The organism is Actinomadura craniellae, from assembly GCF_003289645.1.
Lineage (GTDB): Bacteria > Actinomycetota > Actinomycetes > Streptosporangiales > Streptosporangiaceae > Actinomadura_D > Actinomadura_D craniellae.
Genome location: NZ_QLYX01000014.1, coordinates 1 through 20,400, shown reverse-complemented (window position 1 = coordinate 20,400; position 20,400 = coordinate 1). Strand labels below are relative to the sequence as shown.

The 20,400-nt window shown below is 72.1% G+C and carries 18 protein-coding genes and 1 pseudogene; 11 read left to right on the top strand and 8 right to left on the bottom strand.

Features of this window, described 5'->3' with window-relative positions; genetic code table 11:
* Nucleotides 1-41 precede the first annotated feature (41 nt).
* The 3 genes from DPM19_RS25865 to DPM19_RS25855 form a co-directional block, all read right to left on the bottom strand.
* Nucleotides 42-887 (bottom strand): biotin--[acetyl-CoA-carboxylase] ligase, encoded by an 846-nt coding sequence (locus DPM19_RS25865; protein ID WP_111870643.1) that lies wholly within the window; start codon nucleotides 885-887, stop codon nucleotides 42-44.
* Between the two features lie 66 nt (nucleotides 888-953).
* On the bottom strand, nucleotides 954-1,439 hold the full coding sequence (gene bfr, locus DPM19_RS25860) for a bacterioferritin (protein ID WP_111870641.1): 486 nt from the start codon (nucleotides 1,437-1,439) through the stop codon (nucleotides 954-956).
* An 86-nt stretch (nucleotides 1,440-1,525) separates the two neighbouring features.
* Nucleotides 1,526-1,798 (bottom strand): (2Fe-2S)-binding protein, encoded by a 273-nt coding sequence (locus DPM19_RS25855; protein WP_111870639.1) that lies wholly within the window; start codon nucleotides 1,796-1,798, stop codon nucleotides 1,526-1,528.
* 238 nt (nucleotides 1,799-2,036) lie between these two features.
* Between DPM19_RS25855 and glgX the strand changes: the two genes are divergently transcribed.
* Genes glgX through treZ form a run of 3 tightly spaced genes read left to right on the top strand, consistent with a single transcriptional unit; the run spans nucleotide 2,037 to nucleotide 8,180 of the window.
* On the top strand, nucleotides 2,037-4,157 hold the full coding sequence (gene glgX / locus DPM19_RS25850) for a glycogen debranching protein GlgX (protein WP_111870635.1): 2,121 nt from the start codon (nucleotides 2,037-2,039) through the stop codon (nucleotides 4,155-4,157).
* The gene (gene treY, locus DPM19_RS25845) at nucleotides 4,150-6,444 is read left to right on the top strand and encodes a malto-oligosyltrehalose synthase (protein ID WP_111870634.1); all 2,295 of its coding nucleotides are present in this window, start codon (nucleotides 4,150-4,152) and stop codon (nucleotides 6,442-6,444) included. The genes glgX and treY overlap by 8 nt, the downstream gene beginning before the upstream one ends.
* Nucleotides 6,441-8,180: a malto-oligosyltrehalose trehalohydrolase gene (gene treZ / locus DPM19_RS25840; RefSeq protein WP_111870633.1), complete on the top strand. Its 1,740-nt coding sequence runs from the start codon at nucleotides 6,441-6,443 to the stop codon at nucleotides 8,178-8,180. Before treY ends, treZ begins: the two co-directional genes overlap by 4 nt.
* 7 nt (nucleotides 8,181-8,187) lie before the next feature.
* Here treZ and DPM19_RS25835 read toward each other — a convergent pair whose 3' ends face one another.
* Complete coding sequence (locus DPM19_RS25835; RefSeq protein ID WP_111870632.1) at nucleotides 8,188-8,640, bottom strand: hypothetical protein; 453 nt, start codon at nucleotides 8,638-8,640, stop codon at nucleotides 8,188-8,190.
* A 124-nt stretch (nucleotides 8,641-8,764) separates the two neighbouring features.
* Here DPM19_RS25835 and DPM19_RS25830 point away from each other — a divergent pair, with 124 nt between their 5' ends.
* Together DPM19_RS25830 and DPM19_RS25825 are read left to right on the top strand one after the other, a co-directional pair.
* Nucleotides 8,765-9,436: a response regulator transcription factor gene (locus DPM19_RS25830; protein ID WP_111870631.1), complete on the top strand. Its 672-nt coding sequence runs from the start codon at nucleotides 8,765-8,767 to the stop codon at nucleotides 9,434-9,436.
* Nucleotides 9,437-9,457: 21 nt separating this feature from the next.
* Nucleotides 9,458-10,735, top strand: a complete 1,278-nt coding sequence (locus tag DPM19_RS25825) for an ATP-binding protein (protein WP_111870630.1) — start codon at nucleotides 9,458-9,460, stop codon at nucleotides 10,733-10,735.
* A 3-nt stretch (nucleotides 10,736-10,738) separates the two neighbouring features.
* Here the strand turns inward: DPM19_RS25825 and DPM19_RS25820 are convergent, their stop codons facing one another.
* Nucleotides 10,739-11,251, bottom strand: a complete 513-nt coding sequence (locus DPM19_RS25820; protein ID WP_111870629.1) for a GtrA family protein — start codon at nucleotides 11,249-11,251, stop codon at nucleotides 10,739-10,741.
* Between the two features lie 201 nt (nucleotides 11,252-11,452).
* Here DPM19_RS25820 and DPM19_RS25815 point away from each other — a divergent pair, with 201 nt between their 5' ends.
* The 3 genes from DPM19_RS25815 to DPM19_RS25805 all read left to right on the top strand — a co-directional run bounded on the left by DPM19_RS25815 (nucleotide 11,453) and on the right by DPM19_RS25805 (nucleotide 13,866).
* Entirely contained in the window at nucleotides 11,453-12,625 is a 1,173-nt protein-coding gene (locus DPM19_RS25815) for a 5-(carboxyamino)imidazole ribonucleotide synthase (protein WP_111870789.1), read from the top strand.
* Between the two features lie 136 nt (nucleotides 12,626-12,761).
* Nucleotides 12,762-13,265, top strand: a complete 504-nt coding sequence (purE, locus tag DPM19_RS25810) for a 5-(carboxyamino)imidazole ribonucleotide mutase (protein WP_111870628.1) — start codon at nucleotides 12,762-12,764, stop codon at nucleotides 13,263-13,265.
* A gap of 181 nt (nucleotides 13,266-13,446) precedes the next feature.
* Complete coding sequence (locus DPM19_RS25805; RefSeq protein WP_111870627.1) at nucleotides 13,447-13,866, top strand: CoA-binding protein; 420 nt, start codon at nucleotides 13,447-13,449, stop codon at nucleotides 13,864-13,866.
* Between the two features lie 225 nt (nucleotides 13,867-14,091).
* On the opposite strand, the gene DPM19_RS25800 is transcribed toward DPM19_RS25805, so the two are convergent.
* Complete coding sequence (locus DPM19_RS25800; protein ID WP_407642571.1) at nucleotides 14,092-15,357, bottom strand: UDP-glucose dehydrogenase family protein; 1,266 nt, start codon at nucleotides 15,355-15,357, stop codon at nucleotides 14,092-14,094.
* Between the two features lie 150 nt (nucleotides 15,358-15,507).
* Here DPM19_RS25800 and DPM19_RS25795 point away from each other — a divergent pair, with 150 nt between their 5' ends.
* Entirely contained in the window at nucleotides 15,508-16,677 is a 1,170-nt protein-coding gene (locus DPM19_RS25795) for an acyl-CoA dehydrogenase (protein WP_111870626.1), read from the top strand.
* 9 nt (nucleotides 16,678-16,686) lie between these two features.
* On the opposite strand, the gene DPM19_RS25790 is transcribed toward DPM19_RS25795, so the two are convergent.
* Complete coding sequence (locus DPM19_RS25790; RefSeq protein ID WP_111870625.1) at nucleotides 16,687-18,315, bottom strand: LCP family protein; 1,629 nt, start codon at nucleotides 18,313-18,315, stop codon at nucleotides 16,687-16,689.
* A gap of 99 nt (nucleotides 18,316-18,414) precedes the next feature.
* On the opposite strand from DPM19_RS25790, the gene DPM19_RS25785 reads away from it, so the two are divergent.
* Together DPM19_RS25785 and DPM19_RS25780 are read left to right on the top strand one after the other, a co-directional pair.
* On the top strand, nucleotides 18,415-19,449 hold the full coding sequence (locus DPM19_RS25785; protein WP_111870624.1) for a glycosyltransferase family 2 protein: 1,035 nt from the start codon (nucleotides 18,415-18,417) through the stop codon (nucleotides 19,447-19,449).
* Between the two features lie 43 nt (nucleotides 19,450-19,492).
* Complete coding sequence (locus tag DPM19_RS25780) at nucleotides 19,493-20,272, top strand: hypothetical protein (RefSeq protein ID WP_111870623.1); 780 nt, start codon at nucleotides 19,493-19,495, stop codon at nucleotides 20,270-20,272.
* Here DPM19_RS25780 and DPM19_RS25775 read toward each other — a convergent pair.
* A pseudogene (locus DPM19_RS25775) lies at nucleotides 20,269-20,400 on the bottom strand (integrase core domain-containing protein); the annotation flags it as partial. The gene DPM19_RS25780 and the pseudogene DPM19_RS25775 overlap by 4 nt on opposite strands.

Below are 20,400 nucleotides of genomic sequence, written 5' to 3'. Positions count from 1 at the left end.
GAAACCATGCCGCAAGGTGCTCCGGCGAGTAAAGTCCGCCATCACCGTACGTGTACGACGTCTCCCGCGCTGATGATCTCATCGGCCACGATCAGGCAGCCCGCGGGATCGATGTCCGTGGCCACTCCGGTCAGCGTCCGGTCACCGGGCAGGTGCACCTGGACCTCGCGGCCGAGGGTGGCGCACAGCCCCCGGTAGGTGGCCGCCAGCCCGCTCGCCTCCGGGTCGCCGCCGGCCGCCGTCCAGTCGCGGTAGCCGGTGTCGAAACCGCGCAGCACGGCGCGCAGCAGGAGTTCCCGGTCGGTCGTCGCGGAGTGCTCGATCGCCAGCGAGGTGGCGGTGGGGACCGGCAGTTCGGCGGCGCGCAGCACCACGTTCAGCCCGACCCCGACGACCACGGCGTCGCCGGCGCGCTCGGCCAGCACCCCGGCCAGTTTCCGCTCGCCGACCAGTACGTCGTTGGGCCACTTCAGCCGGGCGTCCACCTGCTCGCCGGGGACGGGCTCGCCGAAGTCTCCGGCCTGGGCGCGGGCGCTCATCCGGCGCACCGCGGTGGCCACCGCCACCCCGGTCAGCAGCGGGATCCAGCCCTGTCGCGCCACCGGTACCTCGGGCCGCAGCAGGATCGAGAACAGCAGGCCCGACCGCGGCGGCGCCGCCCAGGTCCGGCCGAGCCGGCCCCGCCCGGCCGTCTGTTCCTCGGCGACCAGGATGGTCCCCTCGGGCGCGCCGGTGAGCGCCGCGGCGGCCAGGTCGGCGTTGGTGGAGCCGGTCCGCCGCACCACCCGGATCTCGCGCCAGAGGGTGCCCGGGCGCACCAGGGCCCGGGTGAGCGTCCGCTCGTTCAGCGGCGGCCGGTCGAGGTCGGCGTAGGGAGAGTCGGTCACCGGTCCATCAAACAGGAGAGGCGGCCCGTCCCCCTCGGCCGGAGGGGAACGGGCGCGTGGGGCGCGTCAGTCGTCGTCGCCGGGAGTGCCGGACACCCGCTGCAGGTAGTTGTGCTCGCCGAGGGAGCGCACCAGGGACAGCTCGGTCTCCAGGTAGTCGATGTGCTCCTCCTCGTCCGCGAGGATCTCCTCGAAGATGCGGGCCGAGGTCACGTCGCCGCGCGAGCGCATGAGCTCGATGCCGGGCCGTAGCCGGGCCACGGCCTCCATCTCGACCGTGAGGTCGGATTCGAGCTGCTCGACGAGGGTCTGGCCGATGCGCAGCGTGCCGAGCCGCTGGTAGTTGGGCAGACCCTCCAGGAAGAGGATGCGGTCGGTCAGCGTCTCCGCGTGCCGCATCTCGTCGATCGACTCGTCACGGGTGTGTTTGGCAATGCGGGTGAAGCCCCAGTTCTGCTGCATCTTCGCGTGCAGGAAGTACTGGTTGATGGCGGTCAGTTCCGCGGTGAGCTGCTCGTTGAGCAGGTTGATGATGTCCTTGTCGCCTTCCATATCGACCAATCGTCGCATGGAACACCGACAAAGGACAACGCAACATGCCCGGTCCGCAGTGGCGGCCGGGATGATCAGGCGTTATGTCAGGCTGCGGTGAGCGGTGCCTGCCTCCTCTCGCTGACCAGGTCGCCCCGGAGGTCGGGTGCCGCCAGCAGCGGCGGGCCGCTGACGGCGGCGTCGATCGCCTCCAGGGCGGTGCGCCGTTCGCCGACGAGGTCGCACAGCCGCCGGGTGCACGAACCACAGGCGGGCTTCATACCGACCGCCGCCCGGACCTCCTTGATGCTGCGGGCCCCGTCGGCCACGCAGCGGTGTACGGCGTCCTCGGTGACGGCGTTGCAGATGCAGACGTACATCCGGTGGACACCTTTCGGAGGGTTCTCGGGGCGACCCCATTAGGTAAGGCTCTCCTAAGGTAGCGGATGGATGTCCGGATTGACCAGTGGGGTGGGATGTGCAGGGCCGATCCAGGTCAGCACCCCCACACCGGCGCGCCGGTGTGGAGATCGCCGTTCGGGGAAGGGGCCCCAGGGACCAGGGGCAGGGGTCGTCGGGCGCGGCGGTCCTCGACCTGCTCGATCCGGGAGGACGAGAGTGGCGAATGTCTGGCCGGGCGACGCCTACCCGCTCGGCGCCCATTTCGACGGCGCCGGAACGAACTTCGCAGTGTTCTCCGAGGCCGCGGAACAGGTGGAGCTGTGCCTGTTCGACGGCCCCGGGCCGAAGGCCAAGGAGACCCGTTACCCGCTGACCGAGACCGACGCGTTCGTCTGGCACGGCTACCTGCCCGGGGTGATGCCCGGCCGCCGTTACGGATACCGGATGCACGGCCCGTACGACCCCCGCCGCGGCGCCCGGTGCAACCCGTCCAAGCTGCTGCTCGACCCCTACGCCCAGGCGATCGAAGGGGAGATCGACTGGCACCAGGCGTGCTTCGGCTACGACTTCGGCGACCCCTGGTCGCGCAACGACCTCGACTCGGCGCCGCACATGATGCGCTCGGTCGTCGTCAACCCCTACTTCGACTGGGACGTCGACCGCCCGCCGCGCACCCCGTACCACGAGACGGTGATCTACGAGGCGCACGTCAAGGGCCTGACGATCCAGCATCCCGACATCCCCGAGGAGCTGCGCGGCACCTACGCCGGCCTGGGCCATCCGGCGATGGTCGACTACCTCACCGGGCTGGGCGTGACCGCGGTGGAGCTGATGCCCGTCCACCAGTTCGTGCACGACGACATGCTGGTCAAGCGGGGGTTGCGGAACTACTGGGGCTACAACACCATCGGCTACTTCGCCCCGCACAACGCCTACAGCTCCTCGGGCCAGGCCGGCGAGCAGGTGCTGGAGTTCAAGGCGATGGTGAAGGCGCTGCACGCGGCCGGCATCGAGGTGATCCTCGACGTGGTCTACAACCACACCGCCGAGGGCAACCACCTGGGGCCGACGCTGTCGTTCCGCGGCATCGACAACGCCTCCTACTACCGGCTGGTGGAGAACGACCGCCGCTACTACATGGACACCACCGGCACCGGCAACAGCCTGCTGATGCGGTCGCCGCACGTACTCCAGCTGATCATGGACTCGCTGCGGTACTGGGTGACCGAGATGCACGTGGACGGGTTCCGGTTCGACCTCGCCGCCACCCTCGCCCGGGAACTGCACGAGGTGGACCGGTTGGCGGCGTTCTTCGATCTGGTGCAGCAGGATCCGGTGGTCTCGCAGGTGAAGCTGATCGCCGAGCCGTGGGATGTGGGTGAGGGCGGGTACCAGGTGGGGAACTTCCCGCCGTTGTGGACCGAGTGGAACGGCAAGTACCGCGACACCGTGCGGGACTTCTGGCGGGGCCGGCCGGCCACGATGCCGGAGTTCGCCTCCCGGCTGACCGGCTCCAGCGACCTGTACGCCGACGACGGCCGCCGCCCCATCGCCTCGATCAACTTCGTGACCTGCCACGACGGGTTCACGCTGGGCGACCTGGTGTCCTACAACACCAAGCACAACGAGGCCAACGGCGAGCACAACCGCGACGGCACCGACGACAACCGCTCCTGGAACTGCGGCGTCGAGGGCCCCACCCGCGACCTCGACGTGGTCTCGCTGCGCGAGCGGCAAAAGCGCAACCTGCTCGCCACGCTGTTCCTGTCGCAGGGCGTGCCGATGCTCTCTCACGGCGACGAACTGGGCCGCACCCAGCACGGCAACAACAACGTCTACTGCCAGGACAGCGAGCTGGCCTGGGTCGACTGGTCGGCGCTCCAGGACAACTGGCCGCTGCTCGACTTCGTCCAGCGGCTGTCACGGCTGCGCGCCCAGCACCCGGTGTTCCGCCGGCGCCGGTTCTTCCGCGGCCGGGCCCGCGACGGGTCCGACCTCAGCGACATCATGTGGTTCACCCCGGACGGCCGGGAGATGGCGGACACCGACTGGCGGACCCACTTCGCCAAGTCCTTCAACGTCTTCCTGAACGGCGACGCGATCACCGAGCCCGACCCGCGGGGCCGCCCGGTGCGCGACGACTCGTTCCTGCTGCTGATCAACGCGCACGACGGCGACCTGTGGTTCACCCTGCCGCCGGCCCGCTACGGCAGCCTGTGGACCAAGGTGCTCGACACCGGCGACCCGCTGCTGGCGGAGGAGGAGACACCCACCTACAAGCCGGCCGAGACGGTGCTGGTGGAGGCCCGGGCGGTGCAGGTGCTACGCCGTGTCTGAGCCGCCCACCGGCACGTACCGCCTGCAACTGCGCCCGGAGTTCGGATTCGCCGAGGCCGCCGCGCTGGCCGGCTACCTGGCCGGGCTGGGTGTCTCCCACGTCTACCTGTCGCCGATCCTGCAAGCCGCTCCCGGCTCCGCGCACGGGTACGACGTGGTCGACCACTCCCGGATCTCCGCCGAACTCGGCGGCGAGGACGGCTTCCGGGCGATGGCCGCCCGGTTCCACGAGCACGGGCTGAAGATCGTCGTGGACGTGGTGCCCAACCACATGGCCGTCCCCGCCCCCGAGCCGCTGAACCGGCAGCTGTGGTCGGTGCTGCGGGCGGGCCGGGAGTCGCCGGACGCCCGCTGGTTCGACGTCGACTGGGAGCACGGCGGCGGCCGGATCCTGCTGCCGGTGCTGGGCGACCCGGACGACCGGCCGGTCCCGGACGGCGACGTGCTGCGCTACCACGACCACGTCTTCCCGCTGCCCGCCGAGCACCACCGGCCGGTGTACTGGCGCGAGGGCCCCAACTACCGCCGGTTCTTCGAGATCTCCACGCTGATCGGGCTGCGCCCCGAGGACCCCGAGGTGTTCGCCGCCACCCACGCCGTGCCGCTGCGCCTGATCGAGGAGGGCCTGGTCCACGGGCTGCGGGTGGACCACCCCGACGGCCTGGCCGACCCGCGGGGCTACCTGCGCGTCCTGGCCGGGCGGGCGGGCGTCTGGACGGTCGTGGAGAAGATCCTCACCGGCGACGAGCGGCTGCCGGCCGACTGGCCCTGCGCGGGCACCACCGGCTACGACGCGCTGGGCGAGATCGGTGGGCTGTTCCTGGACCCCGCCGGGGAACGCCCGCTCACCGAGCTCTACACCGACTTCACCGGCGGCCCGGCCGACTTCGCCGAGGTCGAGCACGCCGCCCGGCGGGAGGCCGCCCGGCACGGGCTGCGCCCCGAGACGGCGCGCCTGCACCGGGCGCTGTGCCGGCTGCTGCCCTCCCACGACGAGCGCGCGCTGGAGACCGTCCTCGACGAACTGCTGTACGCGGTGCCGGTCTACCGGGCGTACGTGGTCCCGGGCGAGGAGCCGCCCGCGGAGTCCCTGAAGATCCTTTCGGCGTCCGCGGAGCAGGCCGCCGACCGGCTGCCCGCCGAGCTGCGGCCGGTGCTCGACACGGTGCTGGGGATCGTCACCGGGCGGCTGGGGGACGGCCCCCTGGCCCGCGAGTTCGTGGTGCGTTTCCAGCAGACCACGGCCCCGCTGATGGCCAAGGGGGTGGAGGACACCGCGTTCTACCGGTGGTCGCGGCTGGCGTCGCTGAACGAGGTGGGCGGCGACCCCACCCGGTTCGCGGTGAGCCGGAGCGACTTCCACGCCTACTGCGCCCGGCAGGCCCGCGACCGGCCCGCCGCCATGACCACGCTGTCCACCCACGACACCAAGCGCCAGGAGGACGTCCGGGCGGCGTTGGCGGTGCTGGCGGAGCTGCCGGCGGAGTGGTCCGCCGCGGTGACCGCCTGGTCGCGCCGGGCCCGCGAGCTGACCCCGGCCCGGCCCGAACCGGACCTGGAGTACCTGCTGTGGCAGACCCTGGCGGGCGCCTGGCCGCTGCCGGCCGACCGGCTCGCCGAGTACGCCCGCAAGGCGATGCGGGAGGCCAAGACCCGGACGTCCTGGACCGATCCGGACCCGGAGTACGAGCGTGCGGTGCTGGAGTTCGCGGCGGTCGCCGCGTCCGACCCCGAGATCACCGCCGGGCTGGCCGCCTTCGCCGAACTGGTCGCCCCGCACGCCCGGGTCAACGCGCTGGGCCAGAAGCTGGTGCAGCTCGCCATGCCCGGAGTGCCCGACGTCTACCAGGGGTGCGAGCTGACCGGCCGGGCGCTGGTGGACCCCGACAACCGCCGCCCGGTCGACTACGAGCACCGCAGGCAACTGCTCGCCCGGCTCGACGCGGGCGAACCGCCGCGCACCCTGGACGAGGAGAAACTGCTGGTCACCGTGCGGACGATGCGCCTGCGCCGGCGGCGTCCCGACTGGTTCCGCGCCGACCACGAGCCGGTGCCGGCGCGCGGGGCGAGCAGCCACGTGGTGGCCTTCCGCCGGGGCGGGGCGATCGCGGTGGCCACCCGCCTGCCGGTGGGCCTGGCCCGGATCGGCGGCTGGGGCGACACCGTGCTCGATCTCGCCGGGCCGGCCTGGCGCGACCTGCTCACCGGGCGGCTGCACCTGCGGCCGCGCCCGGCCGACATCCTGGACCGGTTGCCGGTCGCCCTGCTGGTGGAGGAGCGTGGATGAGGTTCGAGGTCTGGGCCCCCCGGGCCGACCGGGTCGAGATCGAGGCCGCCGGGGCGCGGCACGAGATGCGCCCGGCCGGGCGCCCGGGCCGCTGGGCCGCCGAGGTGCCGGAAGCCGGGCACGGCACCGACTACGGGTTCGTCCTCGACGGTGCCGGCCCGCTGCCCGACCCCCGCTCGCGCTGGCAGCCGGACGGGGTGCACGCGCCCAGCCGGGTCTACGAACACGACCGGTTCGCCTGGACGGACCAGGGCTGGCGGGGCCGCCCGCTGGCCGGCTCGGTGCTCTACGAGCTGCACGTCGGGACGTTCACCCCCGAGGGCACGTTCGACGCGGCCATCGACCGCCTCGACCACCTGGTCTCGCTGGGCGTCGACACGGTCGAGCTGCTGCCGGTGGCGGCGTTCCCCGGCCGGCACGGGTGGGGCTACGACGGGGTGCACCCGTGGGCCGTCCACCACCCCTACGGCGGCCCGGACGGGCTCAAGCGCTTCGTGGACGCCTGCCACGGCCGGGGGCTGGCGGTGCTGCTCGACGTCGTCTACAACCATCTGGGCCCCAGCGGGAACTACCTGGCCCGGTACGGGCCGTACTTCACGCCGGTGTACACCACCCCCTGGGGCGAGGCGGTCAACTTCGACCAGCCCGGCTCCGACGAGGTGCGCGCCTACGTCGTGGAGAACGCGCTGAGCTGGTTGCGTGACTTCCACCTGGACGGGCTGCGGCTGGACGCGGTGCACGCCATCGACGACGGCTGCGCGGTGCACGTCCTGGAGGAACTGGCCGGCGAGGTCGGCGCGCTGCGGGCGCACCTGGGCCGGGAACTCGTCCTGATCGCCGAGTCGGACCTCAACGACCCGGCGCTGGTCGCCCCCCGGGAGGCCGGCGGGTACGGGCTGGACGGGCAGTGGAGCGACGACTTCCACCACGCGCTGCACGCCGCGCTGACCGGGGAGCGCCAGGGCTACTACTGCGACTTCGGCCCGCTGCCGGTGCTGGCCAAGGCGCTGACGAGGGTGTTCGTCCACGACGGGACGTATTCCACGTTCCGCGGCCGGCGACACGGCCGCCCGGTGGACGTCTCCCGTGTCTCCGGCCACCGGTTCCTGGGCTACCTGCAGAACCACGACCAGGTGGGCAACCGCGCGGTCGGCGACCGGCTGTCGGCCTCGCTGCCGCCGGGCCGGCTGAAGGTGGGCGCCGCGCTGATGCTGACCGCGCCGTTCACGCCGATGCTGTTCATGGGGGAGGAGTGGGGCGCCCGGACGCCCTGGTGCTACTTCACCGACCACGCGGAGCCGGACCTGGCCCAGGCGGTGCGGGACGGCCGGCGGCGCGAGTTCGCCCGGCACGGCTGGGCGGCGGAGGAGGTGCCCGATCCGCAGGCGGCCGAGACGGTCCGGCGGTCGGTGCTCGACTGGTCGGAGCCGGCCGAGTCCGACCGGCGCGACCTGCTGGAGTGGTACCGGGCGCTGATCGCGCTGCGCCGCGCCCGGCCGGAGCTGACCGACGCGCGGCTGGACCGGGTGGCGGCCGAGGTGGACGAGGCGGCCGGGTGGATCGTGGTGCGCCGGAGCGGGCTGCGGATCGCGGCCAACCTGGGCACCGAGAAGGCGGTCGTCCCGGTCGGCGACGGCCGGGTGCTGCTGGCCTCCGACCCCGCGGTCGAGCCGGCCCCGGGCGGGCTGTCGCTGCCGCCCGACACGGTGGCCATCACGGTGGCCGGCACGGCCTGAAGTAGCCCTACACCCGCAGGTGGGCGGTGCGTCGGGCGCGTTCCCGGGCCGAGGTCACCGGATCGTCCGTGCGCGGCCGTCCTCCCCGGTGCCGGAGGACGAGGGTCGCGCCGGCCAGCAGGGCGGTCACCGCGCCGAGGAAGGCCAGGCCCAGGCAGTGCGGCAGCAGCCGGTCGGCGGTGACGCGGTGCTCGACGAGAGGCAGGCCGGTGGCCAGGACGGCCAGGGGGCCGAGGGCGCTCAGCAGCCCCACTCCCAGCGTGTAGCCCCATGCGGCGTTCCGGTCCGTGACGATGTGGACGAACCCGGCGCCGAGGGCCAGCCCGCAACCAATGATCATCATGACGCCGACATACGGCTCGGCCCCGAATCCGACCGGCAACATCAGGAAGTAGACCATGGCGAGCCCGATGAGGGCGATCGACGTGACGGGCCGGGCGACGAGGGGTGCGGGGATCACAGCCGGATACCTCCAACTTCACTGTGATAAAGCCGTATTCGAGGATGTACTACGAGTGGCAAACCACAGGTCAAGAGCCTCGCACCAAGCGGGAAACGTTCCTGAATGGTCCTACGATCGCTCTATGACCTCAGTACTGCTCGCCGAGGACGACACGTCCATCTCCGAGCCCCTCGCCCGCGCACTGCGCCGAGAGGGCTACACCGTCGAAGTCAGCCCGGACGGGCCGCAGGCCCTGGAACGGGCGCTCGGCGGCGGCGTGGACCTCATCGTGCTGGACCTCGGGCTGCCTGAACTCGACGGCCTGGAGGTGGCGCGCCGGGTCCGCGCCGAAGGGCACGGAGTACCCATATTGATCTTGACAGCCCGCGCCGACGAGGTCGACACCGTCGTCGGGCTCGACGCGGGTGCCGACGACTACGTGACCAAGCCGTTCCGCCTCGCCGAACTGCTCGCCCGGGTCCGGGCGCTGCTGCGGCGGGGCAGCACCGAGACACCCATCGTCCAGGGCGTGCGCATCGACGCCGAGTCGCGCCGCGCCTGGATGGGGGAGCAGGAGTTGCAGCTCACCACCAAGGAGTTCGACCTGCTGCGGGTCCTGGTGCGCGACGCCGGAAAGGTGGTGACCCGCGAGCAGATCATGCGCGAAGTGTGGGACACCAACTGGTGGGGGTCGACCAAGACCCTCGACATGCACATCTCCTGGCTGCGCCGCAAGCTCGGCGACGACGCGGCGAACCCGCGCTACATCACCACGGTCCGAGGGGTCGGGTTCCGCTTCGAACGCGGTGACTGAACGGATCCCGGAGGAGTTCTGATGAGGCGCCGGCTGCTGCTGTCGACGCTCGCCGTGGCGGTCGTCGCGATCCTGCTGCTCGGCATTCCCCTGGCCTACACCACGCACCGGCTCATCTACGGGGAGGCCCAGCAGTTCCTCGACCGCCAGGCGGCGGCCATCCTGGCCGGCGTGCAGTTCGTCCGCGCCTCCGGGCAGGCCGTTCCCACCCAGAAGATCCAGAACGAGTACCCGGGCCGGCACATCGTGGTGACGCTGCCGGACAACTCGGTGCACCGGATCGGGGAGACGCAGCCGCCCGGCACACCGATGCTCAGCGCCACGCGCACCGCCGGGGGCATCCGGGTGGAGATCTTCCAGCCCGCGGCCATGGTGGCCAACGCCGCGCTGCGCCAGTTGCTGCTGATCGGCAGCCTCGTCGCGCTGGGCATGGCGGTGACCGTGGCGCTGGCCATGGTCCAGGCCCGAAGACTCACGCTGCCACTGGTCGACCTGGCCGAGACGGCCGAGCGGCTGGGCTCGGGCACGGCCCGGCCGCGCCGCCGTCGGTACGGCATCCAGGAGGTCGACCAGGTGGCCGAGGTACTCGACGGCAGCGCGATGCGCATCGCCGACCTGCTGGCGGCCAGCCGCGAGTTCGCCTCCGACGCCAGCCACCAGCTCCGCACCCCGCTCACCGCGCTGTCGATGCGGCTGGAGGAGATGGTCGAGGCCGCCGACTACCCCGACGTGGTCCGCGAGGAGGGGGCGGCCGCCCTGGCGCAGACTGAACGGCTGGTCGCCGTCGTGGAGCAACTGCTCGCCCGCGCCCGGCACGACCGGACGGGCGAGGCGATCCCGGTCCGCGTCGACGAAGTCATCACCCAGCAGGTCGAGGAGTGGCAGCCGATCTTCCAGCGGGCCGACCGGACGATCGAGCTGAGGGGCGAGCGCGGCCTGGTCGGCATCGTCAACCCCGCGGGGCTCTCCCAGATGATCGCCACCCTGCTGGACAACTCCCTGGTGCACGGCGCCGGGACGGTGACCATCGCCACCAAGTACGCGACCGGCTCGGTGGCGATCGAGATCGGCGACGAGGGGGCGGGCGTCCCCGCCGGGCTGGAACGCCGGCTGTTCGAGCGCAGCGTCAGCGGCGGCGAGGGGACCGGCCTGGGCCTCTACCTGGCCCGATCCCTGGCCGCGGTGGACGGCGGCCGGCTGGAGCTGATCCAGGCCCGGCCCGCGGTCTTCGGGATCTTCCTGCGCAAGGCCACCGAGGCCACCCTGGCCGTCGAGCGGGTCGTCGTGGGACCCGCCTGAACGTCAGCGACCGCGCTGGGCCGCGGCGACGCCGCGGAACTCCACGGCGTCGGCCATCGGCTGCGGCAGCGGCTCGGCGGGCACCTCGACCGCCAGGAACACCCACTTCTTGTACGACCAGAACCGGAACAGCGTCGCGATGCCGGTGCCGAGGAGCAGGGCCGCGTTGGAGGCGATCGGGTCCTCCAGCCGCAGCACGTACGTGGTGAAGCCGATCACTAGTGAAGTGAACACCAGGCCGACGCCGTTGAGCAGGAAGAACAGCACGTACTCGCGGCCCAGACCGGTGCGGTCGCGGTGCCGGAACGTCCAGAACCGGTTGCCGAAGTAGGCGAACGTGGCGGAGGCCACGGTGGCGATCGCGTTCGACGAGATCGGCCCCATCTCCAGCACGGTGTGCAGCAGGTTGAAGACCCCGAGAGTGATCACGAAGGCGAGGGCACCGACGCTGCCGAACTTCGCCACCTCGCGCACGAGATGTTCGAACCGCCGGTAGAGCTTGTCGACAAGGCTCACGAAGTCGGACCGTCCCTTCGAGATCGTGACGCACCTGGCATAAAACACCTGGGCATATAGAGGATAGGGGCATGCCCAGGTCCCGGGGCCGGGAAGCAGATCTTTCAGCGACCAGTGAGCATTCCCCGAACGCGTCTACTGATTCTGACGCGCAAGAACGGCCCGGCGTTCGCTCCGCACCGGGGCGGATAGCCTGTGGCCGTGAAAGACGCAGGTAACTTCCCGATCGTGGGCATGGTCGGAGGCGGCCAGCTCGCCCGGATGACCTACCAGGCCGCGATCGGTCTCGGCGTGTCGCTACGGGTGCTGAGCGCGTCCGGGGACGACTCGGCCGCCCTGGTGGGCGCCGACGTCCGCATCGGCTCCCACGAGTCCCTCGACGACCTGCTGGCCTTCGCCAAGGGCTGCGACGTGGTGACGTTCGACCACGAGCACGTGCCGGGCGAGCACATGCTGTCGATGTGGACCGCCGGGGTGGTCTGCAGACCCGGCCCGGACGCCCTGGCGCTCACCCAGAACAAGCTGCTGATGCGCGAGCTGCTGACCGGGCTGGGCATGCCGTGCCCGCGGTTCGCCGAGGTGCCGGCCGCCGCACCGCTGCGCTTCCTGGAGTCCTTCGCCGAGGAGAGCGGATGGCCGGTGGTGCTCAAGGCGGTCCGCGGCGGCTATGACGGCAAGGGCGTGTGGGTGCTCGACACGCTGAACCGGGAGACCGCCGAGCTGGTCCAGGGCCTGCTCGCGCGGGGCGCCGAGCTCATGGTCGAGGAGCACGTGCCGTTCCGCCGGGAACTGGCCGCCCTGGTGGCCCGCTCGCCGCACGGGCAGGGCGCCGCGTATCCCGTGGTGGAGACCGTCCAGCAGGACGGCATCTGCGTCGAGGTGATCTCGCCGGCCCCCGGGCTGGACGACGCCCTCGCGCTCCGGGCGCAGGGCCTCGCCCTGGAGTTGGCCGACCGGCTCGGCGTGGTCGGCCTGCTGGCGGTCGAGCTGTTCGAGACGGAGTCCGGGCTGCTGGTCAACGAGCTCGCGATGCGCCCGCACAACTCCGGGCACTGGACGATCGAGGGCGCCCGCACGTCCCAGTTCGAGCAGCACCTGCGCGCCGTGCTCGACCTGCCGCTGGGCGACACCGCCCCGGCCGCGCCGTACACGGTGATGGCGAACCTGCTGGGCGGCACCGACCCGGACGTCTACTCCCGGTACGTTCACGTGATGGCCCACGACCCGGCCGTCAAGGTGCACTTCTACGGCAAGTCCGTGCGCCCCGGACGCAAGATCGGCCACGTGACGGCCCTGGGGCACGACCTCGACGAGGTCCGCGCCCGCGCCCGGTACGCCGCGGACCACCTCCGCGGCCCCGTGCCGGACGCGTGAACCCGCGCAGCGGACCCGCGGGACGGGTGGGGGCACGAGGATCAGCGGGATGCTCCGCTCCCCGGGAGGAGAGCCGAGTGCGTGAGCCTTGTCGGGAAGGAGCGCGGACATGGGGCGGGCGAAAGGAAGGGAACCGATGACGGCACCGGTGGTCGGTGTGGTGATGGGCAGCGACTCCGACTGGCCGGTGATGCGGGCCGCGGCCGAGGCGCTGGAGGAGTTCGAGGTGCCCTACGAGGCCGATGTGGTCTCGGCGCACCGGATGCCCCACGACATGATCGCGTACGGATCTGAGGCGGCCGGCCGGGGACTGCGTGCGATCATCGCCGGAGCGGGTGGTGCGGCGCACCTGCCGGGCATGCTCGCCTCGGTCACCCCGCTCCCGGTGATCGGCGTGCCGGTGCCGCTGAAGTATCTCGACGGCATGGACTCGCTGCTGTCGATCGTGCAGATGCCGGCCGGAGTGCCGGTCGCCACGGTCGCGGTCGGAGCGGCCCGCAACGCCGGCCTGCTGGCGGTCCGCATCCTGGCGGCGGCGGACGAGCCCCTGCGCACCCGCATGGAAGCCTTCCAGCGGGACCTGCACGCCCAGGCCAAGGCCAAGGGCGCCCGCCTGCGCGAGCACCGCTCCCACCCGTGACCCTTCCCACCGGCTGATCCTTCGGCTCCGAGCACGCCATGGCGCCTCGAATGCCGAAGGATCAGGGTCGCAGGCTCCCACCAGCTGATCCTTCAGCTTTCGGTGCGCCATGGCGCCCTGGGTGCTGAAGGATCAGCGGAGGAGCCGGAACGAACGGGCCGGGTCCGCTGTTGTGCGATGCATGAGCGATCGGTATGCGGACCAGGACGTGATCGAGCGACTGCTCGGCGACTCGCGGGTGTGGGCGTTCGTCGGGCTGGCGGACAACCCGCACCGGACCGTGTACGACCAGGCGATGCTGCTCCAGCACCGGGGGAAGCGGATCATCCCGGTACATCCCGCGCGGGAGCCCGTGCTGGGCGAGCCCGCCTACGCCTCCCTGACCGACGTGCCCGGTGACGTCCAGATCGACGTCGTCGGGGTCTACCGGCGCTCCGAACATGCCGGCGGGGTGATCGACGAGGCCATCACCAGGGGCGCCAAGGCCGTCTGGCTCCCGCTCGGCGTGATCGACGAGGCCGCCGCCGAGCGCGCCCTGGCCGCCGGCCTCGACGTCGTCATGGACCGCTGCCCCGCCGTCGAATGGTCCCTCCGCCGCTGACGTCCCGTGATCCTTCGGCATCCGGTGCGCCATGACGCCCTGGATGTTGAAGGATCACGGCCGCATGCGCCCTCACCAGGTGATCCTTCGGCATTCGGTGTGCCATGGCGCCCTGGATGCTGAAGGATCAGCGAACGCCGACGCCTGCGCGTGATTGCCGGTGTGGGGTGCGTGGTGCCCCGGGCCGGAGGGGCGGCGGTCAGGGGTGGTGGCCGGGACCGGTTGTCAGGGGCGGCCGAGGGCGCGGTAGGTCCAGCCGGCGGTGCGCCAGCGGTCGGGGTCGAGGGCGTTGCGGCCGTCGACGATGTTGCGTTCCGTGACGACGGAGCCCAGCGTGTCCGGGTCCATGTCGCGGAACTCGGGCCACTCGGTGAGCAGCAGCACGGCGTGCGCGTCCCGGGCCGCGTCCAGCGCGGACCCGCCGTAGGCCAGGTCGGGGTGGACGCGCCGGGCGTTGTCGAGCGCCCGGGGGTCGTACACGGTGACGTGCGCGCCCTGGGTGCGGATGGCCGCGGCGACGTCGAGGGCGGGTGAGTCGCGCACGTCGTCGGAGTTCGGCTTGAAGGCGGCGCCCAGCACCCCGACCGTGCGGCCGCGGAAGGAGCCGCCGAGCTGTTCCCGGGCCAGATCGACCATGCGGACCCGGCGCCGGGTGTTGATCGCGTCCACCTCGTGCAGGAAGGACAGTGCCTGGTCGACGCCGAGCTCGCCGGCCCGCGCCATGAACGCGCGGATGTCCTTGGGCAGGCAGCCGCCGCCGAAACCCAGCCCGGCGCCGAGGAACTTGCCGCCGATCCGGTCGTCGTGGGCCAGCGCCTCCGACAGCTTGGTCACGTCGGCGCCCGTGGCCTCGCACACCTCGGCCATCGCGTTGATGAACGAGATCTTGGTGGCGAGGAAGGCGTTGGCCGACACCTTGACCAGCTCGGCCGTCGCGTAGTCGGTGACGAGGAACGGCGTCCCCGCGGCGGTCATCGGCGCGTAGACCTCGCGCAGCGCCTTGGTCGCCCGGTCCGCGCCGAGCGGCGCGCCGACGACGATCCGGTCGGGGTGCAGCGTGTCCTGGACGGCGAAGCCCTCGCGCAGGAACTCGGGGTTCCAGGCGAGTTCGGCGTCCTCGCCCACGGGTGACAGTTCGGCCAGCCGGCCGGCCAGCCGCCGGGCGGTGCCGACCGGGACGGTGGACTTGCCCACCACCAGGCAGGGCCGGCGCAGCCGGGGGGCGAGGGCGTCGACGGCGGCGTCCAGGTAGCCGAGGTCCGCGGCGTACTCGCCGGCCCGCTGGGGGGTGCCCACGCACAGGAAGTGCACGTCCCCGAACCCGGCGACCTCGTCGAAGGAGGTGGTGAAGCGCAGCCGCCCGGTGGCGAGGTTGCGCCGCAGCAGCGGTTCGAGCTCCGGCTCGTAGAAGGGGAGGTCGCCGGCGGAGAGCCGATCGATCTTCGTCCGGTCGACGTCGAGGCCGAGCACTTCGTAGCCGAGTTCGGCCATGCAGGCGGCATGGGTGGCGCCTAGATAGCCGGTCCCGATCACCGTCAGCCGGTGCGTCACGATCACACTCCTCTCCGTGGTGTCAGGCGCGGCATGATGACCATGGCCCCTTGCCGCCGGCGAAGTCTACTGCTAGGTAGCATTCGGGGCATGAGTGCCGACTTCCCCGCGTATTCCCCCTCCGAGGAGCATGAACTCCTCCGCCGGACGGTCCGGGACCTCGCCGACGCCAAGATCGCCCCTGGTGCGGCGGAGGTGGACGAGACCGCCGACTTCCCGCAGGAGGCGCATGACGCGCTGGTACAGAACGACCTGCACGCGGTGCACATCCCCGAGGCGTACGGCGGGGCGGGCGCGGACGCGCTGGCCACGGTGATCGTGATCGAGGAGGTGGCGCGCGCCTGCGCGTCCTCGTCCCTGATCCCGGCCGTGAACAAGCTGGGCACGGTGCCGCTGCTGCTGTCGGGCTCGGAGGAGCTGAAGAAGCGGTACCTGGCGCCGCTGGCGCGCGGCGAGGCGATGTTCTCCTACGCCCTGTCGGAGGCCGAGGCGGGTTCGGACGCCGCGAGCATGCGGACCCGGGCGGTGCGCGACGGCGACGACTACGTGCTCAACGGCGCCAAGATGTGGATCACCAATGCCGGCGTGTCGGAGTACTACACGGTGATGGCGGTGACCGACCCGGAGCAGGGCGCCAAGGGCATCTCCGCGTTCGTGGTGGAGAAATCCGACCCGGGCGTGTCGTTCGGCCCCAAGGAGCGCAAGCTCGGCATCAAGGGCTCGCCGACCCGCCAGGTCATCCTGGAGGACGTGCGGATCCCCGCCAGTCGGATGGTCGGCGCCGAGGGCACCGGCTTCAAGACCGCCCTGGCCACCCTGGACCACACCCGGATCACCATCGCCGCCCAGGCCCTCGGCATCGCGCAGGGGGCGCTGGACTACGCGATCGGCTACGTCAAGGAGCGCCGCCAGTTCGGCCGCCCGGTCGCCGACTTCCAGGGCGTCCAGTTCATGATCGCCGACATGGCGATGAAGCTGGAGGGCGCCCGGCAGCTCACCTACCACGCCGCGATCAAGTCCGAGCGGGCCATGCTGGGCGAGCGCATCCCCGACCTGACCTTCATCTCCTCGGCCTGCAAGTGCCTGGCCTCGGATGTGGCGATGGAGATCACCACCGACGCCGTCCAACTGCTGGGCGGCTACGGCTACACCCGCGACTTCCCGGTCGAGCGGATGATGCGCGACGCCAAGATCACCCAGATCTACGAGGGCACCAACCAGATCCAGCGCGTCGTCATGTCCCGCCAGCTGCTGAAGTAGCCGCCGAGCTCACTTGCAGACGTTCTGGGTGGCGGTGCGCGGCTCGGAGCGCGGGCTGGCGCTCGGCGTGGGGGTGGCCCCGGCGACGGTGACCTTCCGGGCGCCCTTCCAGTCGGAGCCGACGAGGACCTGGATGCGGTCGCCGAGGGCGGGCAGTTGCTTCAGCCTGGCGCCGGGGATGGCGGCGGCCAGGGTCCTGGCGGAGTCGGCGCGGCCGGGGCCGTACTGGATCGTGGTGGTGGTGAGGCCGCGGCGGGCGACCCCCGGGGCGACGGTGACCGGGAAGCCCACCTCGCGCAGGTCGCCGCCGGCCCGCGCGGCCAGCCCGACCGTGCCGTGGGCGTTGCGGACCACCACCGGGATCCGGGCCGGCGGCACGGTGGGCGTGTTGGGGTCCCTGGTGGGGGTGGGCGTCGGGGTCGCCGCCCGCTCGACCAGCGGCTCATCCCGGTTGATCTTGCGGAACAGGTCGTAGGCCCGGGTCTGGTCCCACAGCACCGTGGACTGCGGGGCCGACCCGGCGATCGACGTCATGTGGTTCTCGTCCGACAGCGGGACGGTCGTGAAGGTCACGTTGTCGGTGGACAGGTTCTTCATCTGCTTGGCCAGGTCGGGCAGCTCGTCGGCGAGTTTCTCGTCGATCCGGATCGCGCCGAGCGTGGCGTTCAGGAACCGGGTCGCCTTGACCGGGTCGCTGAGCGTCGACGTGCTCAGCGCCTGCTTCATCATCGAGGCCAGGAACCGCTGCTGCCGCTCCACCCGGCCCAGGTCGCTGCCGCCGGGCAGGGTGTACCGGGCCCGCGCGTACGCCAGCGCCTGCTCGCCGTTCACGTGGGTGGTCCCGGCGTTGAGCACCAGGCCGCTCTTGGGGTCGTTGACGGGCTGCTCGGTGCAGACGTCGACGCCGCCGAGGGTGTCGACCATCTTCAGGAAGCCGAGGAAGTTCACCTCGACGTAGTGGTCGATCCGGATGCCGGTCGAGCGCTCCACGGTCTCGATGGCCAGCTGGGGCCCGCCGTAGGTGTAAGCCCAGTTGAGCTTGCCCTGCCGGGCGCCGACCCGGGTGCCCTTGGCGCCTTCGGTGCCGTTCGACCGGTGCGACGGGATGGTGACGAGCGAGTCGCGGGGGAAGCTCACCACCGAGACCTTGTCGCGGTCACGGGAGACGTGCACGAGCATCAGCGTGTCGGAGCGCTCGCCCTCGAACCTGCCCAGCTTGAGCCGCCTGATCTGCGACTGGGACAGGCCCGCCCGCCGGTCGACCCCGGCCACCAGGATGTTCATCGTGCCCTTGGGCCCGCCGTCCGGCCGGTCGTCACCGAGCCCGGCAAACGGGTTGATCTTGTCCAGCGAGCCGAGCACGTACCCCTGGAAGGCCCAGGCGCCGCCCGAGGTCAGCAGGACGAACGCGGACATCGCCCCGGTCACCATCAGGAACCGGCGCTGCCGCCGGGCGCCCGCGACCGAGGAGCGGGTCCCGGGGCGCCGCCGGGCGGACCGCGCGTCGACGGCCACCCGCGGCGCCGGCACGCCGTCGACCGAGACCCCTTCGGGCCGCTCGTCCACCGGGACCTCCGCCCCGGGCGCGGACTCCGGCCGCGGCCGGAAAAAGCGTTCGACGTCGTCTTCGCCTGCCATCTGGCCGCCGCCTCCCGTGCCCGCCCCGACCCCGGGACGCGGAAAAACCGTACGTTCGTTGCCTGAGATCTGGTGTCGGTACAGTAACGTGGCGCCGTCATGAATCCGTCCCCCAACGCGCAGAGCACAGGAAACGACGCCACCGAACGCCGGACATGGCCGGCCGTGTCGGTGGTGATGCCGGTGCTGAACGAACAGCGACATCTGGCCGACGCGGTCAGGCACATCCTGACGCAGGAGTACCCGGGCGAGCTGGAGCTGGTGCTCGCCGTCGGCCCCTCCCGCGACCGCACTCAGGAGATCGCCGACAAACTCGCCACCGAGGATCCCCGGGTCATCGTGGTGCCCAACCCCACCGGCCGCACGCCGCAGGGCCTGAACATCGCGATCAAGGCCTCGCAGTACTCGATCGTGGTGCGGGTGGACGGGCACTCGCTGCTGCCCGCCGACTACGTGCGGGCCGCGGTCGAGACGATGGAGGCAACCGGCGCCGACAACGTCGGCGGGATCATGGCGGCCGAGGGCGTGACCTCCTTCGAGCAGGCGGTCGCCCGGGCGATGACCTCCAAGCTGGGGGTCGGCAACGCCCGCTTCCACACCGGCGGTGAGGCAGGCGAGGTCGAGACCGTCTACCTCGGCACGTTCCGCCGCAGCGCGCTGGAGCGGGTCGGGGGCTACGACGAGACGTTCGTCCGGGCCCAGGACTGGGAGATGAACCACCGCATCCGGCAGAGCGGCGGGAAGGTCTTCTTCACCCCGCGGATGCAGGTCACCTACCGGCCCCGGCCCAACCTGCGGCAGCTCGCCAAGCAGTACTTCCACACCGGCCGCTGGCGCCGGGTGGTCGGCCGCGAGCACCAGGGCACGCTCAACCTGCGCTACCTGGCGCCGCCGCTCGCGGTGCTGGCGATGGCGGTGGGCGCCCTGGCCGGGGCCCTCGGCTTCTGGCCGGGCTGGATCCTGCCGGCGGGGTACGCGGCGGGCGTCGTGGCCGGCGGGGCGGTCACCGGCCGCGGGCTGCCGCTCGGGGCCTGGGCGCGGCTGCCGCTGGTGTACGCGACCATGCACATCTCCTGGGGGTTGGGCTTCCTGACCAGCCCGCCCGGTTTGGGACGCCTGGATCCTCCCAAGTAGGGCGGATCGGCGTTAGCCTCGTGCCCACAGGCGAGGAGGCGCGATGTCCAACGGTGCACGGCATGGGCTGGGAATCGTCGTAGGGCTGCTGATCACACCCGTGCTGTTCGCCGGGCTGGCGTACGGGGGCGAGCGGGCGACGAGGGGCGTCCGGATGTTCGACTCCGGCGCCAAGTGGACGGCGCTGGCGGTGTTCCTCCTGGTCGCGCTGCTGCTCGGGCTGCTCGCCGGGTCCCGGGTCTCCCCGCTGGCCGCCCTGATCCCCGGCCTGAGCCTGCTGTCCGTGGGGTACCTGTGGTTCGACGGGCACCTCGGGCGGGTGCTGCGGGACGGCCCGCTGGGCGACTACACGCTGTCCCTGTGGAACCTCGGCCTCCAGGGGGTCCTCCTGCTGCTGGGGCTGGCGTTGGTCGCCTCCGCGCTGCCGCCGTCGCGCTGGCAGGCCAGGACGCCGCGGCTCGCCCCGCCGCCACCCGCTCCGTTCGGGCCGTCCCTGTCCGGCGGCGGCGCTCCGCCGCTGCCGTACGAGCAGGGATCCGCCCCGGCCCGGCCCTACGGCCCGGGCGGTGCCGCGCCCGCGCCGTCCGGCCCTCCGCCCGCCCCGTCCGGGCCTTCGCCGTCCTACGAGCCGCCGTCCTATGAGCCGCCGCCCGCGCCGTCCGCACCCGGCGGCCCGCCCGCGTTCGGGCACGGCTCGTCGGCACCGTCTCCGGAGCCCGCGCAGCAGTCCGAGCGGCCCAAGCCACCCCCCGGCGACGACGACGGCGGCGGCGAGTGGACCCGGATGTTCGGCGGCGGCGACCAGCCGCGGCGGCCGGGCTAGGTGTTCTGTCCTGACAGGTTGGTGACGCGGCTGGCGGGTGGTTGGCCGTCCAGGGCGGTGTGGCCGCGGTGGTGGTTGTAGGTGTGGAGCCAGGTGGGGAGTGCTTGGCGGCGTTGGGTTTCTGAGGT

Bases quoted from the DNA above. Each gene is read 5' to 3' on its own strand.
- DPM19_RS25780 (WP_111870623.1), top strand. From the start codon at position 19,493: ATGTCCAACGGTGCACGGCATGGGCTGGGAATCGTCGTAGGGCTGCTG.
- DPM19_RS25785 (WP_111870624.1), top strand. From the start codon at position 18,415: ATGAATCCGTCCCCCAACGCGCAGAGCACAGGAAACGACGCCACCGAA.
- DPM19_RS25800 (WP_407642571.1), bottom strand. From the start codon at position 15,357: ATGGCCGAACTCGGCTACGAAGTGCTCGGCCTCGACGTCGACCGGACG.
- DPM19_RS25805 (WP_111870627.1), top strand. From the start codon at position 13,447: ATGAGCGATCGGTATGCGGACCAGGACGTGATCGAGCGACTGCTCGGC.
- treZ (WP_111870633.1), top strand. From the start codon at position 6,441: ATGAGGTTCGAGGTCTGGGCCCCCCGGGCCGACCGGGTCGAGATCGAG.
- bfr (WP_111870641.1), bottom strand. From the start codon at position 1,439: ATGGAAGGCGACAAGGACATCATCAACCTGCTCAACGAGCAGCTCACC.
- purE (WP_111870628.1), top strand. From the start codon at position 12,762: ATGACGGCACCGGTGGTCGGTGTGGTGATGGGCAGCGACTCCGACTGG.
- DPM19_RS25855 (WP_111870639.1), bottom strand. From the start codon at position 1,798: ATGTACGTCTGCATCTGCAACGCCGTCACCGAGGACGCCGTACACCGC.
- DPM19_RS25795 (WP_111870626.1), top strand. From the start codon at position 15,508: ATGAGTGCCGACTTCCCCGCGTATTCCCCCTCCGAGGAGCATGAACTC.
- DPM19_RS25830 (WP_111870631.1), top strand. From the start codon at position 8,765: ATGACCTCAGTACTGCTCGCCGAGGACGACACGTCCATCTCCGAGCCC.
- DPM19_RS25790 (WP_111870625.1), bottom strand. From the start codon at position 18,315: ATGGCAGGCGAAGACGACGTCGAACGCTTTTTCCGGCCGCGGCCGGAG.
- DPM19_RS25825 (WP_111870630.1), top strand. From the start codon at position 9,458: ATGAGGCGCCGGCTGCTGCTGTCGACGCTCGCCGTGGCGGTCGTCGCG.